Genomic DNA, 16,082 nt, shown 5'->3' with positions numbered 1-16,082 from the left:
ATGACCCGCGCCCAGCATCTGGCGCTGATGGGGCAGGGGCTGTTCGTCTTCACCATCGGCTACGCCTTCGTCTACTGGGCCGAGGAGCGGGTGGCCTCCGCCGTGGTGGCGGTGATCTTCGCCGCCCTGGCCTTCCTCAATCTGGTGATCTTCCGCGTCGTGGCCCGCCAGAAGGCTGCGCGGCTGTCGTGGGCCGGCGCCGGGCTGGGCATTCTGGGCGTCGGGGTGCTGTTCGCGTCGGAGCTGCTGCGCGCCGGCATGGACCAGCGCGCCCTGATCGGGCTGACCTTCGCGCTCATCGCCGTCCTCGCCTCCGCAGTAGGCAACGTCTTCGCCTGGAAGGCCCAGACCGCCGCCGCCCCGGTCATTCCCGCCACCGCCTGGGCCATGGCCTACGGCACAGCCTTCCTGGCCCTGTTCGGCCTGGTCATCGGGGTGGAGTGGACGTTCGAGTTCACCCCCCGCTACGTGCTGTCCCTGCTGCACCTGTCGATGCTCGGCTCGGTGGTGGCGTTCCTGCTGTACTTCACCCTGGCGCGGGCCCGGGGCTACGCGCTGGCGTCCTACATCTCGGCCCTGACGCCGCCGGTGGCCATGCTGGTGTCGGTGCTGTTCGAGGGCGCCACCTTCGGGCTCGCCGCCTTCGCCGGGCTGGCCCTCGTGCTGGCCGGTCAGATGCTGCTGATCAAGGCCCCGCGGGTATCCGCCGCCTAGTCGTCGTCGCGCTTCGCCCCGTCCAGTTCGCGCTTCAGCCGCTCGGCCTCGATCCGCGCCGCGTCCTTCTGGCCCCTGGTGCGGCCGAACGCGACCCGGTTGGCGGCCGCCGTCGCCTTTGCCTCCGCCCGCGCCCGATCCTTGCGCGCCTTGTTCAGATTGATGATCTCGCCCGTCATCGCCTCAGAACCCCGTGAACAGCCGGTCCAGCGCCCGGCGGATGTCGAACTCATGGTCGAGCAATGTCCCGATGCGATCCCTGAGATGAATGCTGCGAATGGCGGCCAGGCCGATGACGCTGACGTTGAAAGCTTCGGAGTTCCATTCAACCGGTACGTCGAAACTGCTGGCTTCCAGCTGTCCATGCCGGACCACTGGCGCGACGACGACCTCGGAAAGGTCCGCAAACAAATGAGAGGACAGGATGACAAGATAGGGTGCGACTTCGTGAAGAGCCGCAGACGGATTCCGATAAAGATCGAACTGTTTCACAGCCACCAGGGCCGAAAGTGATCCGACAGCAGCCCATGCTTGCGGACGAACTCATTGTGCACCCGGATCGCCTCGGCGTTCTCCTCGGCCCACCGTCTGGCGCGTTCTTCGGCGCCGGCGGGGTCCACCTTTTGCAGGTGCAGCCGCAGCGTCCGCTCGTCCATGCCGCCAACGTCGATCCCCAGCCGCTCGGCCTGGGCCAGCAGTTCGGGGTCGATGCCGATGTTCAGGTCCACCTTGCCCATGGGCCCAGACTACGTCGAAACGGCGCGACCCGCTACAACAGCCCTCAGCCCGGCGCGATCATCTTCTCGGGACGCACCCACGCGTCGAACGCCGCGTCCGCCACCTGAACATCCCTACAGGAAGACGCAAAGGCATTACCTGAAACAAGAACGCTTCAGAACAGCGCAGCTGCCGCTTCGGACATAGCTCGGAAATCATGACCTGTGTCGGGAACCGTTCGAAGGCGCCAATGGAACGGGGCACGCCGACCTTCCGCGTCCTTCTGGGAATCCGAGAAGAAATTCCGCCCGCGCTCGAGACGATGTTCGCCCTGAGCCATGGCAGGTCCGGACTGATCGAGGCGACCCTGGTCGGCCGTATTGTCCAGTTCGCCCAGCAGGATGATGAGGTCCGTGGTGTATGAGCGAGTCAGGTCGTGCGGAACGGATCGCAGCCCGAACGGATAGCCGATTGTCTCGTCAGGAAAGGTGTAGGTTCCGGCATTGGCGGCGACAGCCCGCCGGATGCGGGCGTGCGGCTTCAGCATAACCATCCGCTGCACGAATTGCCCGCCCGCTGAGTGTCCGAACATGTCGTATGCCAGAGCCGACCAGCCGTTGGTCGTGTTGAGGCGGTCAAAGATGTTTTCGATGACCGTGAACGCCCATTCCTCCTCGGGGTTCAGCGCCCCATAGAAGGTCTGCACATTGCCTTCCTGATAGTCACTTGTGACATACTGGGCGAAGCGGCTTTCGAATTCAGGCGCGACCAGCAGGAAGCCATGCTGTTCGGCGATCTCGGTCCACGCATCCAGATAGGTTTCCGCATTGCGGCCCATGCCGTGCATGACAAAGAGGACCGGATCGGCGTCGGTCCAGGTTTCGGGGCGATACGTCCAGACGCGAATTGTCCGCCGTTCCGAGTTTTCATAGGCCGCCATGACGAACTGGCTCTTGCCGTCAGGCGTCGGCGCGGCCTGGGTCAGTTGCGGCCCTCGAGGCAGCCAGTGGGTGTAGGCGTAGGCCAGCAGGGCGAGAGAAAACAATGCGAACAGGAGGACGCCCGCCGCAATCTTGAGAATTTTCACGACACTAAGGATCCCTAAGCGCCCCCAAGGCTATTGCTAAGCTTCAAGCCTTGCCGTGTCCATCCTCAAGGCCGGCGTCGATCTCACCCCGGCGCGATCATCTTCTCCGGCCGCACCCATTCGTCGAACTCTTCATTGGTCAGATAGCCGCCGCCGACGGCCTCCTCGCGCAGGGTGGTGCCGTTCTTGTGGGCCGTCTTGGCGATCCTGGCGCAGGCGTCATAGCCCAGCTTCGCGTTCAGGGCGGTGACCAGCATCAGGCTGTTCTCCACGCCCTTCTGGATGTTGTCCCGGCGCGGCTCGATGCCCACCACGCAGTTGTCGGTGAAGCTGACCGCCGCGTCGGCCATCAGCCGCACCGACTGCAGGAAATTGTAGGCCATCACCGGGTTGAACACGTTCAGCTCGAAATGCCCCTGCGACCCGGCGAAGGTGATCGCGGCGTGGTTGCCGAACACCTGCACGCACACCTGGGTCAGGGCCTCGCACTGGGTCGGATTGACCTTGCCCGGCATGATGGAGCTGCCAGGCTCGTTCTCGGGCAGGGCCAGCTCGCCCAGACCCGCCCGGGGGCCGGAGCCCAGGAAGCGGATGTCGTTGGCGATCTTGAACAGGGACGCCGCCACCGTGTTGATGGCGCCGTGGGTCATGACCATGGCGTCGTGGGCGGCCAGGGCCTCGAACTTGTTGGGGGCGGTGGTGAAGGGCAGGCCGGTGATCTGGGCGATCTTGTCCGCCACGCCTTCCGCGAAGCCGATAGGGGCGTTCAGGCCGGTGCCGACGGCGGTGCCGCCCTGTGCCAGCTGCATCAGGTCGGGCAAGGTTTGTTCAATGCGTTCAATGCCCTTGGTCACCTGCTGCACATAGGCGCTGAACTCCTGACCGAGGGTCAGAGGCGTGGCGTCCTGGGTGTGGGTGCGGCCGATCTTGATGATGTCCTTCCACGCCTCGGCCTTGTCGTTGAGGGCGTTGCGCAGGGTCTGCAGGGCCGGGACCAGCCGATGCACCACCTCTTCCGCGCAGGCCACGTGCATGGCCGTGGGATAGGTGTCGTTGGACGACTGGCTCATGTTGACGTGGTCATTGGGATGGACCGGCTTTTTCGAGCCCATCTCGCCGCCCAGGATCTCGATGGCGCGGTTCGAAATCACCTCATTGGCGTTCATGTTGGACTGGGTGCCCGAGCCGGTCTGCCACACCACCAGCGGGAAGTGGTCGTTCAGCTTGCCCTCGATCACCTCGTCGGCGGCCTGGACGATGGCCTTGCCCAGGTCCTTGTCCAGCCGGCCCAGCGCCATATTGGTCTCGGCGGCGCCGCGCTTGACGATGCCCAGCGCCCGCACGATCGGCAGGGGCTGCTTCTCCCAGCCGATCTTGAAATTGCCGAGGCTGCGTTGCGCCTGGGCGCCCCAGTAGCGGTCCGCCTGAACCTCGATGGGGCCGAAGGTGTCGGATTCTGTCCGGGTGTCTGGGCGGTTCTGGGTCATGGTGCGCTCGTCGTCAGGCATGGCGGGAAGGTGCGCGGCGGTGTAGCACGCAGACCGCAGGGGGCAAGCCGAGGGCGCGATGGATCAGGACTGGACCGGAACCGGCAAGGTGCGCGCCCGCGAGCGGGAGGGCGCGGTCGAGATCATGATCGACGGCCTCACCACCCAGGCCAAATACTACAAGCCGCTGGTCTATGAGTTCATGCGAAAGGAATGGTCCTCGCGCCCGTCATGGGGCGACTTCGCCGTGGACATCCGCATGGAGCATGTGGGCGAACCGCCGCATATCGATCTGGACAATCTGGCCAAGGCCCTGCTGGACGCCATCAAGGGCTATCTGTTCCACGACGACGCCCAGGTGGCGCGCCTGCTGGTGGAGCGGCACGAGGGCGAGCGCGAGCGCATCACCATCGCCGTGCGGCCTCGCTGAACCGGCCTCAATTCTCCGGCGGGCCCGGATAGCGCTCGAAGCTGGGCAGATCGGCCAGATGTCCCATCCAGCCGATCCGCTCGGCCGTCTGGATCTGGCCGCCCAGCGGAATCGCATCCGGATCATCCAGGGTCGCGCTCTGCACGTCGATCATGCCCGGGAAGATCGCCTCATTGGTGTAGAACAGGCTGGTCCCGCAGACGCCGCAGAACATCCGTCGGCCATGCTCCGACGAGGCGTAGGTGACCAGCTCGCCGGTGATCGTCACCTGATCCGCCGCCGCCATGGCCCAGGCGGTCGCCGGCGCGCCGCTGGCCTTGCGGCAGTCGGTGCAGTGACACAGCGCATGGTGCGCCACCTCCGTCGTCATCTCGTATCGCACCGCACCGCAATGGCATCCCCCGCCTGGCATGGTCATCCCTCCGTCAGAACCAGTGTTCACTTTATGTTCGCACGAACGCCGCGATCACGCCAGCGAAAACCGGTCACTTCGACGGCCGGTCGAACCGCAGGGTGGGCAGCAGCAGTTGCATGGATCCGCCGATGAAGACCTGCGGCTCGGATGGCGGCGTCAGGCCCTCAGCCTGCTCACGCGCGGCCACGCACCGCCGGGCCTGACCGGCCAGGGCGATGAAGTCGCTCGCCGTCTCCAGGCTCTGCATCACGCAGTCGTCGAAATAGGGATAGGTGGAGTCGGCGCTGCATCCGAACGAACTGCGGTCGGCCCGCGCGGCCGTGACGATCATGCGGTTCGGCCGCGACAGGGCGCCCATGAAGCCGCCGGAGTAGCAGGCGGACACCACCACCACCGTCGGCCGCTGTCCGCACCAGTCGCCGATCAGGGCGTTCATCCGCCCCGGCTCCAGCCGTTCACCCGGCCCGAACACGATCCTGCCGGGTGAGCCGTGCGAGGTGAAATAGACGAGACAGCCGTCGCCGCCCCGCCGCGTAACCGCCGCCGCGCCCTCGATGGCGGTTCGGGCGCTGACCCCCCCGTCGGGGCGCAGGGAGTAGGCCGCCGTCAGGTCTGGACTGAAACCGGCTCTCTGAAAGGAGGTGGTCAGGTCGCGCAGGGCGTTGTCGAAGGCCTGGATCGGCTGTCCGCGGCTGTCGGTCCAGTCCCCGGCGATGACCACGGCGGACCAGCCCTCGAAAGCGCCAGACTGCGCCACCGCCCTGGGCGTGGTCAGGGCGAGGACACAAAGGGCGATTGAAAGACAGCGAAAGACCCGCATTCCCATCCCTCCAGCGTCATCACCCTAGCAAGCGCGGCCCGGATGAAAAGAGAGAGAAGCGGGAGCGTCAGGCGACGTCAGCCTATTTCTTGCGGAACTGGTCCAGCGAGACGACCTTGGGGCCGTCGTCGACGGGCGGGGGAGGCGCCTCCGGCTCATCCTCCGGCTCCGGCTCGGTGGGAAGTTCGGGCGCCTCGAACTGCAGCAGGAACTGCACGCTGGGGTCATAGAACCGCACCACGGCCGTCCAGGGCGTCACCAGCTTCTTGGGCTGGCCGCCGAACTTCAGCAGCACCGAGAACCCCTCGTCGTCGATGGTCAGGTCCCAGTACTGGTGCTGCATCACCACGGTGATCTCGTCCGGGTATTTCTCGGACACGTCAGGCGGGACGGAGACGCCCTTCGCCCGGGTCTTGAAGGTGATGTAGAAATGGTGCTCGCCGGGCAGGCCTTCAGGCATGGCGGCCCGCTCCAGGGCGGCCCGCACGACGCCCCTCAGGGCGTTCTGGGCCATGGCCTCATAGCCCATCTCGTCGCGCACCGGCGTCTCAGCCATGTTGTCTCCGCAAGCCCGAAAGGGTCAGCGTGACCCTGGGGCGGAGTGATAGCGGGGGCGGCGGCGCGGCGAAAGTTCAAATCAGGGTAAAGTGGGAGGCTTCTGTTGCCAGGCGCCTCCCGGGCCCCGCCTGAGGATCTGAACCCTCAGGACTTAGGTCGGAAATGCCGGAACCGCATTACGCGGCGACAGCGTATTCCTCAGCGAAGTTATCGTTCGCATTTAGATAAAGGCCCGATACGGTGGGCCAGGACGAGCGAAAGCAATCTTCTTTACACGTCCGTCGATGCTAGTCGGCCCCATGCTGCCTCCACCGATAACGCGGGGAGAAGTTGGTGGAGCCGCCGGGAATCGCACCCGGGTCCGGTCCGCTTATTACAAGCGCGTTTATCGCTATAGTCCGGGCGAACCCGGACACCCCCAATATAGGGGATCAGGGCCGGGGTTCCAAGAGGGCGTGCGTCCTAGGGCGCGACCACAACCTCCACACCGCGCGAACGCAGGATGGCCGGCACGCTGTCGTCGCCAACCAGATGCAGCACCCCGACCGCGATGAAGGCTGTGCCTGATCCCTCCAGCAGGGTCTCGATCCGGTCCGTCCACCGGAGATTCCGCTCAACAAGAACGGTCTGGTGAATCAGCTCGCTCTCCAGACGCATGGGCGTGACGGCGAGGGCGTGGATCGCTTCCACGTCGCCGGTCGCCCAGGCCTCGACCAGCTGGTCCGGAACCGTCAGGGCGTTGTCGAACTCGGCCAGTGTGCGGCGCAGGAAGGTCAATTGTCCCGCCTCGGGAAAGCCCGCCAGCATCCGGATCTGGTCTTCCGGCGTCTCGAGGCCCGCGATCGGTGTGCCCGCGGCTTCGGCGCGGGCGCGCAGGATCAGGTCCGCCCCGGATCCGGGATCATAACCGGCCCGGACCACGGTCGAGGCCGACAGGGTCACGCCGGCCAGCCAGGGGCGCAGCCTGTCCATGGCTGCGGCGCTGGCGCCGATGGTGCGCGCCGCCGCATCCAGGGTGGCCAGTTCCTCAGCCGTCAGCAGGCTGGATAGCGGCGTGTCCGGCGCCAGGCCGTGCCGCTGGATCAGCGGCAGAAGGGCGGCCTGATCGTTCGGATCGGCGACTTCCAGCACCAGCAGGTCGGCGCTGTCGAAAGCCTCGGTGACGCGAGACGATTCCCATGCCGTCGTCGGGCGCAGGAAATGCACGGTCCCGAACAGGTAGAGGGTGGAATCGGCGTCGCGCACGACCCAGAGGGCGGGGTTTGGGGCCGACGCCTGGATGGGCGATGGGGCTTCCCGGGGCGCGGGCGTCTGGGCAAGGACCGTCCCGGCGGGCGATTGAAACAGGCCGATGGTCAGGGTCGCGGCCAACGCCAGTCGGCAGGCGGCGGACATGCGGGTGCGCGCACGGCTTTCGCCGCGATGTTGATGCGTCATGGAAATGATCCTGTGGGTGAGGTTCAGGCGGCGGGGCGCCGCCGGGAGGGCCGTCTGTCAGCGACGGCGGCGGCTCAGGAGCCGTTGGTCGCTTCGGACGCCGGCGGTGCGCCCAGCTTGCGGCAAGCCCAGATGGCGTAGCCGATGGCGATGGCGAGGCTGGACCCCACCAGGATCATGGCGGCGGTCACGGCGAAGTCGACAGGGGCGAAGGCCCAGAGTCCGGCATGGGCCAGCCCGGCAAGGGTCAGGGACCAGCCGCCGATCCGGCGTGCCGTCTGCATCCGCGCCTCGGCCTCGCGAGACATGCGCTGGGGACCGATCCGCTTGGGCGCGACATTGGCGAAGCCGGCCAGCATCAGGCCGATCATCACCTGGACGGTCCGCTGGGCCGTGTCGTCGCCGACCAGGCCGACGCTCTCTGCGTATTTCAGGCCCGCGGCCGCGATGAGAAAACCGGCGGCGAGCAAGATGGAGGGAAGAAGGCGTTTCATGATCCTGTTCCTTGTTCAGGCGTGGTTCGATCCGCCTTGGCGGGATCAGCGTCCGGACCGATGCCCAGCGCCTGGGCGAAGCCCAGCAAGGCGTCCTCCAGCACCGACAGCTTGATCCGGTAGGTGATGGTCGTGCCCTGCTTGCTGGCGTCGATCAGGTCGGCCTCCTTCAGCACGTTGAAGTGGGCCGACATGGTGGGCTTTGACACCGGGAAGTGTTCGCACAGCTCCCCTGCGGTCATGGGGTGGACGCGCAGCAGCTCCAGCACCTTGCGGCGCGTCGGGTCTGCGAGGGCTTTGAAGACTGAGCTCATGAATCAATAATTAGCTAATCATCGAAATATGTCAACGCTGAAGTTAAAGCGCCACGCCGGGCGCCGTCATTGACCCGGGTCGCTTCGCCGGTGACCATCGAACAGTACTGATTTCGGGAAGGGTCGCGGCATGAGCAATTTGACGCGCAGGACGCTGGGCATCGGTCTGGCGACGGGCGCCGGCCTGTCAGCGCTCGCGGCGCACGCTGAAGACCGTCAAGGCGCCGGGCCGGTTCTGCGGTCGGGCTTCATCTACGAGCAGGCGCCCTATCCCCAGTGCCACGCTTCCACCATCGTCGAGACCGCCGACGGCGCCCTGGCCGCGTCGTGGTTCGGCGGCACGCATGAAAAGCACCCGGACGTCTGCATCTGGTTCGCTCGCTTCGAGAACGGCGTCTGGGGCGAGGGCGTGCAGGTGGCGGACGGGATCCAGGCCGACGGAACGCGCCATCCCACCTGGAATCCGGTGCTGTTCCAGCCGCCGGGCGGGGACCTGGTGCTGTTCTACAAGGTCGGGCCTGACCCCTTCAGCTGGTGGGGCATGGTCATCACCTCCGCGGACGGCGGCCGCACATGGACCACGCCGCGCCGCCTGCCGGACGGCGTGCTCGGACCGATCAAGAACAAACCGCTGGTGCTGTCGGACGGCAGCTGGATTTCGCCGTCCAGCACAGAGGCGGGCGAGGGCATGGGCTCAAATGAGGGGGCGGGCTGGCGGCTGCATTTCGAGATCAGCCGCGATCAGGGCCGCAGCTGGACCCTGACCGACCCCGTCGAAAGCCCCCTGAACATCGACGCCATCCAGCCCAGCATCCTCGTTCATCCCGACGGTGTCCTTCAGGCGGTGGCCCGGGCGCGTCAGGGCGCGCTGGCCTCCACATGGTCACACGACGGAGGCCGGACCTGGGGGGCCATCGGCGCCGTGGACCTGCCCAATCCGAACTCGGGCGCCGACGCCGTGACCCTGGCCGACGGGCGCCATCTGATGATCTACAATCACGCCGGCCATGAACCCGCCCGCCCGGGCCGGGGACCGCGCTGGCCGATCAATGTGGGGCTGTCGGATGATGGTCTGGCGTGGCGAAACATGCTGATCCTGGATGATGAGCCCATTCCGGACGGCTATGCCTATCCCGCCGTGATCCAGGCGTCCGACGGCCGCGTTCATGTGACCTACACCCACAACCGCACCCGCATTAAGCACGTGGTGCTGGACCCGGCGCGGCTGGGCTGATCATGCGGGCGGATCGACCCGGCGCCAGTCCGGCGTCTGGTTCCTGAACCAGGTCAGCTGGCGCTTGGCGTAGTTGCGGGTGGCCTGGCGCATGATGTCCAGAGCGTCGTCCATGGACAGCTCCCCCCGCAAATGCGCGCTCAACTCGCGCACCCCCACCGCCTTCATGATCGGCAGGCCGTGGGGCAGGTCCCGCGCCATCAGGGCGCGCACTTCCTCCAGCGCCCCGTTGGCCATCATCACCGAGACCCGCGTGTCGCAGGCGGCGTAGAGCGTCTTTCGGTCCGGCTCGACCACCACAGCCTCATAGCCGCCGGGCGGGAGTATCGGCCGGGTGTCGGCGCGCAGGGCCGACATGGGCCGCCCCGCGACCTGCGCCACCGCCAGCGCCCGAACCAGCCTCTGCCGGTCGCCCGCTTCGATGGCCGCCTCGGAGGGTGCATCGACCTCGGCCAACGACTGCCGGAACGCCGCCTCGCCCCCGGCGATGAACCGGGCGTCGAGCCCGGCGCGCACCTCGGGCGGCACCGGCGGGATGTCCGCCAGCCCCCGCGTCAGGGCGTTGAAATAGAGCCCCGTGCCGCCCACGATGATCACCGGCCGCCGGGCTGCGCCGTACTCGGTCAGCAAAGCCTCTGCGGCGCGCAGCCACTTGCCCACCGACCAGGCGTCAGTAGCGTCGGCCACGCCGTAGAGGCGATGCTCCGCCTGCGCTTCCTCATCCGGCCCCGGCCTGGCCGTCAGCACGCGCAGGTCCGCGTACAGTTGCTGGCTGTCGGCGTTGACGATCACCGCGCCGCTCGCCCGCGCCAGATCCAGCGCCAGGCGCGACTTGCCCGAGGCGGTGGCGCCCCCGATCAGGGTGACGGGGGAGATCGGCGCTTGGTTCCGGGCCATGACACCCGATATGACGACGCACGCCCTGTAAGCAACCCGCCGGAGAGACTCCTTGCCCGACCGCGCCGCCGTCATCGCCGCCCTGGACGCCGTCACCGACCCGAAAAGCGGGCAGGGGCTGATGGTCGCCGGGCTGGTGCAGGGGCTGGTGGTGGCCGAGGACCGCGCCGGCTTCGCCCTGGAGGTCCCCGCCGGCGACACGGCGCTCTACGCCCCCGTCCGCGACGCGGCCGAGGCGGCGCTGAAGGCCATCCCCGGCATGGCGCGTGTCTCCGTGGTCCTGACCGCCGAGGCCGTGGCCGCACCATCGCCGCGCCGCCGCACCGCGGGCCTGTCGCCCCAGGCCGTCGATCAGGGCCGCGCGAAAGCCCCCGTTCCCACCGAGCGCCCTGCCCATGTGCGCCGCGTGCTGGCGGTGGCCAGCGGCAAGGGCGGGGTGGGCAAGTCCACCGTGTCTGTGAACCTGGCCTGCGCCCTGGCCGCGCGGGGCCTGCGTGTGGGGTTGCTGGACGCCGACGTCTACGGCCCCTCCGCCCCCACCATGCTGGGGATCTCCGGCAAGCCCGCCTATGAGGACGGCGCCATGGTCCCGCACGAGGCCTGGGGCCTGAAGGCCATGTCGGTGGGTCTGCTGATGCAGGCCGAAGACGCCATGATCTGGCGCGGCCCCATGGCCAGCCAGGCCATCACCCAGATGCTGACCCAGACCCGCTGGGGCACGGAAGACGAACCGCTGGACGTGCTGGTGGTCGACCTGCCGCCCGGCACCGGCGACGTGCAGCTGACCCTGATCCAGAAGACGCCCCTGGACGGCGCCGTCATCGTCTCCACGCCGCAGGAAGTGGCCCTGGCCGACGCCCGCCGCGCCAGGACCCTGTTCGACCGCGTTAACGTGCCCACCCTCGGCCTGATCGAGAACATGTCCGGCGACGTCTTCGGCCGCGGCGGCGCCGAGGCCGAAGCCGAGCGTCTGGGCGTGCCCTTCCTCGGTGACATTCCCCTGGACGCGGCCGTGCGCGAGTCCGGCGACGCGGGCCGTCCGCTGATGATCGGCGCGGCGGAAAGTCCGGCGGCGCGGCGCTTCGTCGACGTGGCCGAACGCCTCGCCCGCGCGCTGACCCTCGAAACCTGACCGGCTCTTGCGCAGAGAGGCGGCCGCTCTAGTTTCGCGCCATGCTGAACGCCACCCGCCGCCTCGTCGCCGAACCCGGCCTGCGCCACCCCGAGCGCGATGCTCTGATGGACGTCATCGCCGTTCTGGGAACGTCCGAGGACGCCGAGGCTCTGCTGTCGGTGCTCATGGCCGCGCCGGACGACCACTATGGACTCGTCGACCTACTGGTCCGCCTCGGCGATTTGCCCATGGTCGAGCGGCTGCACAACGCCTTCGTCGCGGATGGCGCGCTGAAGTCCGGGGCGCCCCATGATCTGCTCTGGGCCTTCGGCTGGGCCGGCATGGACCAGACCCGGGACATGCTGTTCCGCTACGCGGTCGGGCCCGAGTGGCACGAGTCCACATCCGCCGTCCTCGGCCTGCTGCACCTGCCTCTGGACGGGCTGGAAGACCACATCCGTCAGACCGCCGCCGCCTGTTTCGGAAAGTCGCTGTTTCACGAGTATCTGCCCGCCCTCGTGGGCCGCATGGGCGACGAGGACCTCATGCATCGCCTGATCGCCGATGCTCGCGAACACGCCTCCACCGACTGCTTCGCCGGCATCCTGCTCGGCGCGGCCCTGCTGGGGCCGCCCGGTCGGGCCGTGTTCGAGGACATGGTCTGGGACCTGTCTCTGGAATCCGGCCTGAACCAGGCCCAGGCGACGGCCATGGGCATGGACCTTCTGGGCATGACCATCGGCGACCTGACCCGCTGGCTGCGCACCCGCATCGCGGAGGCGCCCGAGACGATTGAACACCGGCATTTCTCGACCCTGCGCGAGATCGCCCTTTGCTACGTCAGCAGCCCGCCGGCCTTCAGCCCCCTGCGCTTCATGCCGCCCCGCCGCGAGCGGCTGATCGATGTCTGGCGGGCGGTGATGGGCGATGACATCCTCGGCAAGGACCGTCTGGCCGAGATCGCGGACCGGATGGTGGGCGCCGACGCCTCCTGGATGCGCGACGAGTTCAGGGCGCTGGAAAGGCGGATCGAGTGGCAGATGCATGATGAGGCGCTTCTGGCCGACCTTCCGCCCGCCGGCACACCTTAGCCGAAACCTGGCTCACAGCCTGCCGAACGCCACGCCCTTCCAGCCCCAGCCCGCCTCGGCCACCGCCTTGCGCAGCGGTCCCTTGAGCTCGCCCGTGTTGAATTTGTAGCTGTAGACCTCGCCCCACGAGCCGTCCTCGCGGAAGGCATGGACGCTCTCGAAGCTCATCTCCCATTGCTGGCCCCGGAACGCCGAGCCCGCCAGGCTCAGATCGGGGGTCCCCCGCCCGCCACTCAACCGACCATTCCTGGTCGGCCGAGCGCACCACACCCTGCGCCTCGTCGAACCTGATCAGCACCTTGAAGACCCGCCGGGTCCCGGCCTTGGCGAAGATCTCGTACCATTCGGCGTCGACGATCCGCCATTCGGCGACCAGATCGACTCCTTCCGGCGCGCCATCGCGGACCGTCCAGGGCGCGGTGTCCCGGTTCAGACCAAGCAGGCGCTCGCGCAGGGCCGCCGCCGGCTCGCGCGCCACGCCCGGGGGCGCCGCCCGGCTGCCGGTCAGCCAATTGAAAAGACCCATCGCCGTCCCCCCGACCCGCCATCGGGCCTGCGGCCACAGTGACACAGCCGGGCCGGAAGGAAAGGACGCGCCGACATTTCGCCCATTACCAGACCTTAAGCCTCTGGCCTTTTTTCCGCCGCTTCCTATCTGGACTGAAGCGCTGTCAGGTTTCGTTCATCGATCGTTGTTCGTTCATGAGCGATGCTGGCGTTCAGGAGGGCGGCATGGACCCGAAATTGATCGAGAACCTGGCGAGCCGGCCCCGCGTCGGCGTGCTGGCGCTGTTCCTGTGGCGCGCGACCTGGCTTGTAGGCGTGGCCGGAACCCTGGGTTTCCTCGGCGCCGCCGTAGCCCTGGGCGTGTTCGGCGTCGGCGGTCATGATCCGGGCGGCCGAATCGCCCTGGGCGCCATGCTGGCCTTCATGGCCCTGATGATGTTCGCCATCGGCTCGCTGGCGCGCCTGCTGTCGACCCAGCTGAAAGAGGCCATGGTCGCCCGCTGCGGGAATGGGCCGCGCGTGGGCCGCCGCTGGGCGCCCTGTCCCTAAACGCGTTTTTCCAGAATCCTGAAGGTGAAGGCGTGATCGTCCGCCTCGCCCGGCTCGTGGCGCTCTGACGCCACTTCCACGAAAGCGCTCTCGTCAAAGGCCGGGAACACCGCCTCGCCCTCGGGCTCCGCGTCCACCTCGGTGATGTACAGCCGTTTCGCGCGGGGCAGGGCCAGTTCGAACAGCGCCACGCCGCCGATCACGCAGATCTCTTCCGCCCCTTCCTCCTCAGCCTGTTCGGCGGCGATCTCGACCGCCTCGAAAAAGCTCTCGCACGCCACAGCGCCCGCAGCCTCGAACGAGGAATCCCGCGTCAGCACCAGATTCAGCCGGCCGGGCAGGGGCCGCAGCGGCAGGCTGTCCCACGTCTTGCGCCCCATGATGCAGGGCTTGGACAGGGTGATCTGCTTGAACCGCTTCAGGTCGGACCGCAGCCGCCACGGCAGGTCGCCGTCACGCCCGATCACGCCGTTTCGCGCGCGCGCCACCACGAGGGACAGGGGAATCATCTCAGGCCGCGTCCTGTTCCAGCCACTTCAGCCATTTGCGCCGCATGGCGTCCTCGATGTCGATGCCCGCCCGGTCGCAATAGATCAGCAGCATGCCCAGCACGTCCGCCGCCTCATCGGCCAGGGCCGCCGGGTCTCCGTCGCCCCGCGCCCGCGAGGACAGCCGCAGATGCTCGGCCGTCAGCTCGCCCAGCTCCTCCTGCATCTTCAGCAGCGCCCAGTCCCGGTCCCGCTCGATGCCGTGCTCCCGGGCGTAGATGTCGGAGATGCGCAGGACGGATGCGGAGAGGTCTGAAAGGGTCATACCGCCACCGCCGCCTTGATGTGCGGCCACGGGTCATAGCCCTCGAGCACGAAGTCCTCCCGCCCGAAGGCGAACAGGTCGTCCCGGGGCGCGATGGTCATGGTCGGCAGGGGGCGTGGCTCGCGGGTCAACTGCAGCTTCGCCTGATCCAGATGGTTCAGATACAGGTGCGCGTCGCCGAAGGTGTGCACGAACTCGCCGGGCTTCAGCCCCGTCACCTGCGCCATCATCAGGGTCATCAGGGCGTAGGAGGCGATGTTGAACGGCACGCCCAGGAACACGTCGGCGCTGCGTTGATAGAGCTGGCAGCTCAGCTTCCCATCCGCCACGAAGAACTGGAACAGGCAGTGACAGGGCGGCAGGGCCATGTCGTCCACGTCCGCCGGGTTCCAGGCGGTGACGATGTGGCGGCGGCTGTTGGGATTGGTCTTCAGGCTCTCCACCACGCGGGTGATCTGGTCGATGACCCGCCCGTCCGGCGCGGACCAGGACCGCCACTGCTTGCCATAGACCGGGCCCAGCTCGCCTTTAGCGTCCGCCCATTCGTCCCAGATGCTGACCCCGTTGTCCTTCAGCCAGGCGATGTTGGTCTCGCCGCGCAGGAACCACAGCAGCTCGACCATGATCGAGCGCAGGTGCAGCTTCTTGGTGGTCAGGAGGGGAAAGCCCTTCGACAGGTCGAACCGCATCTGGCGGCCGAACACCCCCAGCGTCCCGGTGCCCGTGCGGTCGCCCCGCTCCACGCCGTTTTGAAGAATGTCCTGCAGCAGGCCAAGATACTGGAACTCGGGATGGTCGGCGTCCGCGACCGGCGTCGCGCCGGTGCGGGCTTCTAGGTCTGCGATGGCGGCCAGGGCGTTCATGACCTTGTGTCGACCCGAATCATCCCATCCGGCAACAGCCGCTCAACTTTGCTTCTGTGGACTGTTTACGCGAGGCTAGGTGAAACCATGGCTCGCCTAAACGATTTCACCCACAGGAACGAATCGGAGATCTCAAAATGGATGTCAGCGCTCTGGAAACCCTGGCCGCGAACATCAATCTGGTGTCGATCGTCGCCCTGACGGCCATGTTCCTGTTCGGCTACCTGATGGGGCGATCCCACACCCGCAAGGACCCCCAGCGCATCGGCAACCGCCGACGCCGCAACATCCGCGCCGACAACACGGTGGAGCGAGCCCGCCGCTATGAAGCCGGCGGCGTGGCCGTCGAGGAGGCCGACCTGCCCGGCGCCGCCAAACACCATGCCCGACAGGGGGCCCGCAACGAGGCCGCCGACGCCGTGCGCGCCGCCAATCCGGGCATGAGCCTGTTCGCCGCCCGCCGCGCCGTGGACCGCTGGGCCGCCGAAAACGGCCTCTGAATCGCTTCAGAGGCCGTCTTCCGTTCGCGTTTGAAGGTCGA

General features: G+C 67.5%; 23 protein-coding genes and 1 other RNA gene. 7 read left to right on the top strand and 17 right to left on the bottom strand.

Translation table 11 applies throughout. The features are described from left to right. A partial coding sequence (locus tag C0461_RS09675; RefSeq protein ID WP_292106237.1) for an EamA family transporter occupies positions 1-714 on the top strand: 714 nt, incomplete at its 5' end. Here the strand turns inward: C0461_RS09675 and C0461_RS09670 are convergent. From C0461_RS09670 to fumC, 5 genes are all read right to left on the bottom strand, one after another. Continuing rightward, the gene (locus tag C0461_RS09670) at positions 711-893 is read right to left on the bottom strand and encodes a DUF4169 family protein (protein ID WP_292106236.1); all 183 of its coding nucleotides are present in this window, start codon (positions 891-893) and stop codon (positions 711-713) included. The two genes, C0461_RS09675 and C0461_RS09670, sit on opposite strands and share 4 nt — an antisense overlap. Positions 894-897: 4 nt before the next feature. Continuing rightward, positions 898-1,206, bottom strand: a complete 309-nt coding sequence (locus tag C0461_RS09665; RefSeq protein ID WP_292106235.1) for a CcdB family protein — start codon at positions 1,204-1,206, stop codon at positions 898-900. Further along, the gene (locus C0461_RS09660) at positions 1,203-1,451 is read right to left on the bottom strand and encodes a type II toxin-antitoxin system CcdA family antitoxin (RefSeq protein ID WP_292106233.1); all 249 of its coding nucleotides are present in this window, start codon (positions 1,449-1,451) and stop codon (positions 1,203-1,205) included. The genes C0461_RS09665 and C0461_RS09660 overlap by 4 nt, the downstream gene beginning before the upstream one ends. Positions 1,452-1,606: 155 nt before the next feature. Then, positions 1,607-2,371: a hypothetical protein gene (locus C0461_RS09655; protein ID WP_292106232.1), complete on the bottom strand. Its 765-nt coding sequence runs from the start codon at positions 2,369-2,371 to the stop codon at positions 1,607-1,609. Between the two features lie 230 nt (positions 2,372-2,601). After that, positions 2,602-4,005 (bottom strand): class II fumarate hydratase, encoded by a 1,404-nt coding sequence (fumC, locus tag C0461_RS09650; RefSeq protein ID WP_292106230.1) that lies wholly within the window; start codon positions 4,003-4,005, stop codon positions 2,602-2,604. Positions 4,006-4,084: 79 nt separating this feature from the next. On the opposite strand from fumC, the gene C0461_RS09645 reads away from it, so the two are divergent. Continuing rightward, positions 4,085-4,435 carry a RusA family crossover junction endodeoxyribonuclease gene (locus C0461_RS09645; protein ID WP_292106227.1) on the top strand — a complete coding sequence of 117 codons (351 nt, stop codon included), beginning with the start codon at positions 4,085-4,087 and terminating at the stop codon, positions 4,433-4,435. 7 nt (positions 4,436-4,442) lie between these two features. On the opposite strand, the gene C0461_RS09640 is transcribed toward C0461_RS09645, so the two are convergent. From C0461_RS09640 to C0461_RS09610, 7 genes are all read right to left on the bottom strand, one after another. Next, the gene (locus C0461_RS09640; protein WP_292106224.1) at positions 4,443-4,805 is read right to left on the bottom strand and encodes a GFA family protein; all 363 of its coding nucleotides are present in this window, start codon (positions 4,803-4,805) and stop codon (positions 4,443-4,445) included. 115 nt (positions 4,806-4,920) lie between these two features. Beyond that, positions 4,921-5,670 carry a C13 family peptidase gene (locus C0461_RS09635; RefSeq protein ID WP_292106222.1) on the bottom strand — a complete coding sequence of 250 codons (750 nt, stop codon included), beginning with the start codon at positions 5,668-5,670 and terminating at the stop codon, positions 4,921-4,923. 82 nt (positions 5,671-5,752) lie between these two features. Then, on the bottom strand, positions 5,753-6,226 hold the full coding sequence (locus C0461_RS09630; RefSeq protein ID WP_292106219.1) for a ClpXP protease specificity-enhancing factor SspB: 474 nt from the start codon (positions 6,224-6,226) through the stop codon (positions 5,753-5,755). A 90-nt stretch (positions 6,227-6,316) separates the two neighbouring features. Beyond that, positions 6,317-6,681: a transfer-messenger RNA gene (gene ssrA, locus C0461_RS09625) on the bottom strand. Between the two features lie 9 nt (positions 6,682-6,690). Beyond that, positions 6,691-7,665: a TraB/GumN family protein gene (locus C0461_RS09620; RefSeq protein ID WP_292106216.1), complete on the bottom strand. Its 975-nt coding sequence runs from the start codon at positions 7,663-7,665 to the stop codon at positions 6,691-6,693. A 74-nt stretch (positions 7,666-7,739) separates the two neighbouring features. Next, positions 7,740-8,159: a hypothetical protein gene (locus tag C0461_RS09615; RefSeq protein WP_292106213.1), complete on the bottom strand. Its 420-nt coding sequence runs from the start codon at positions 8,157-8,159 to the stop codon at positions 7,740-7,742. Next, complete coding sequence (locus tag C0461_RS09610; RefSeq protein WP_292106211.1) at positions 8,156-8,473, bottom strand: autorepressor SdpR family transcription factor; 318 nt, start codon at positions 8,471-8,473, stop codon at positions 8,156-8,158. The genes C0461_RS09615 and C0461_RS09610 overlap by 4 nt, the downstream gene beginning before the upstream one ends. A gap of 130 nt (positions 8,474-8,603) precedes the next feature. On the opposite strand from C0461_RS09610, the gene C0461_RS09605 reads away from it, so the two are divergent. After that, on the top strand, positions 8,604-9,707 hold the full coding sequence (locus tag C0461_RS09605) for a sialidase family protein (RefSeq protein WP_292106209.1): 1,104 nt from the start codon (positions 8,604-8,606) through the stop codon (positions 9,705-9,707). Here the strand turns inward: C0461_RS09605 and miaA are convergent, their stop codons facing one another. Next, entirely contained in the window at positions 9,708-10,604 is an 897-nt protein-coding gene (miaA, locus tag C0461_RS09600) for a tRNA (adenosine(37)-N6)-dimethylallyltransferase MiaA (RefSeq protein WP_292106208.1), read from the bottom strand. It abuts the gene before it with no gap. Positions 10,605-10,656: 52 nt separating this feature from the next. On the opposite strand from miaA, the gene C0461_RS09595 reads away from it, so the two are divergent. Then, the gene (locus tag C0461_RS09595; protein ID WP_292106206.1) at positions 10,657-11,736 is read left to right on the top strand and encodes an Mrp/NBP35 family ATP-binding protein; all 1,080 of its coding nucleotides are present in this window, start codon (positions 10,657-10,659) and stop codon (positions 11,734-11,736) included. 41 nt (positions 11,737-11,777) lie between these two features. After that, positions 11,778-12,809: a hypothetical protein gene (locus C0461_RS09590; protein ID WP_292106203.1), complete on the top strand. Its 1,032-nt coding sequence runs from the start codon at positions 11,778-11,780 to the stop codon at positions 12,807-12,809. A gap of 12 nt (positions 12,810-12,821) precedes the next feature. On the opposite strand, the gene C0461_RS09585 is transcribed toward C0461_RS09590, so the two are convergent. Then, the gene (locus C0461_RS09585; RefSeq protein WP_292106201.1) at positions 12,822-13,046 is read right to left on the bottom strand and encodes a hypothetical protein; all 225 of its coding nucleotides are present in this window, start codon (positions 13,044-13,046) and stop codon (positions 12,822-12,824) included. Between the two features lie 495 nt (positions 13,047-13,541). Between C0461_RS09585 and C0461_RS09580 the strand changes: the two genes are divergently transcribed. Beyond that, complete coding sequence (locus C0461_RS09580) at positions 13,542-13,865, top strand: hypothetical protein (RefSeq protein ID WP_292106199.1); 324 nt, start codon at positions 13,542-13,544, stop codon at positions 13,863-13,865. On the opposite strand, the gene C0461_RS09575 is transcribed toward C0461_RS09580, so the two are convergent. Genes C0461_RS09575 through C0461_RS09565 form a run of 3 tightly spaced genes read right to left on the bottom strand, consistent with a single transcriptional unit; the run spans position 13,862 to position 15,541 of the window. Beyond that, positions 13,862-14,374, bottom strand: a complete 513-nt coding sequence (locus C0461_RS09575) for a dihydrofolate reductase (RefSeq protein WP_292106196.1) — start codon at positions 14,372-14,374, stop codon at positions 13,862-13,864. The genes C0461_RS09580 and C0461_RS09575 overlap by 4 nt on opposite strands. A gap of 1 nt (position 14,375) precedes the next feature. Continuing rightward, positions 14,376-14,678: a phosphoribosyl-ATP pyrophosphohydrolase gene (locus tag C0461_RS09570; protein ID WP_292106193.1), complete on the bottom strand. Its 303-nt coding sequence runs from the start codon at positions 14,676-14,678 to the stop codon at positions 14,376-14,378. Then, on the bottom strand, positions 14,675-15,541 hold the full coding sequence (locus C0461_RS09565) for a thymidylate synthase (RefSeq protein ID WP_292106191.1): 867 nt from the start codon (positions 15,539-15,541) through the stop codon (positions 14,675-14,677). Before C0461_RS09565 ends, C0461_RS09570 begins: the two co-directional genes overlap by 4 nt. A gap of 137 nt (positions 15,542-15,678) precedes the next feature. Between C0461_RS09565 and C0461_RS09560 the strand changes: the two genes are divergently transcribed. Further along, a complete protein-coding gene (locus C0461_RS09560) occupies positions 15,679-16,041 on the top strand; it encodes a hypothetical protein (RefSeq protein ID WP_292106188.1) in 363 nt (120 codons plus the stop codon). Positions 16,042-16,082 lie beyond the last annotated feature (41 nt).

Source organism: Brevundimonas sp. (assembly GCF_013823285.1).
Lineage (GTDB): Bacteria > Pseudomonadota > Alphaproteobacteria > Caulobacterales > Caulobacteraceae > Brevundimonas.
The sequence above is the reverse complement of the archived record's forward strand: the minus strand, read 5'-3'. Positions and strand labels throughout refer to the sequence as shown.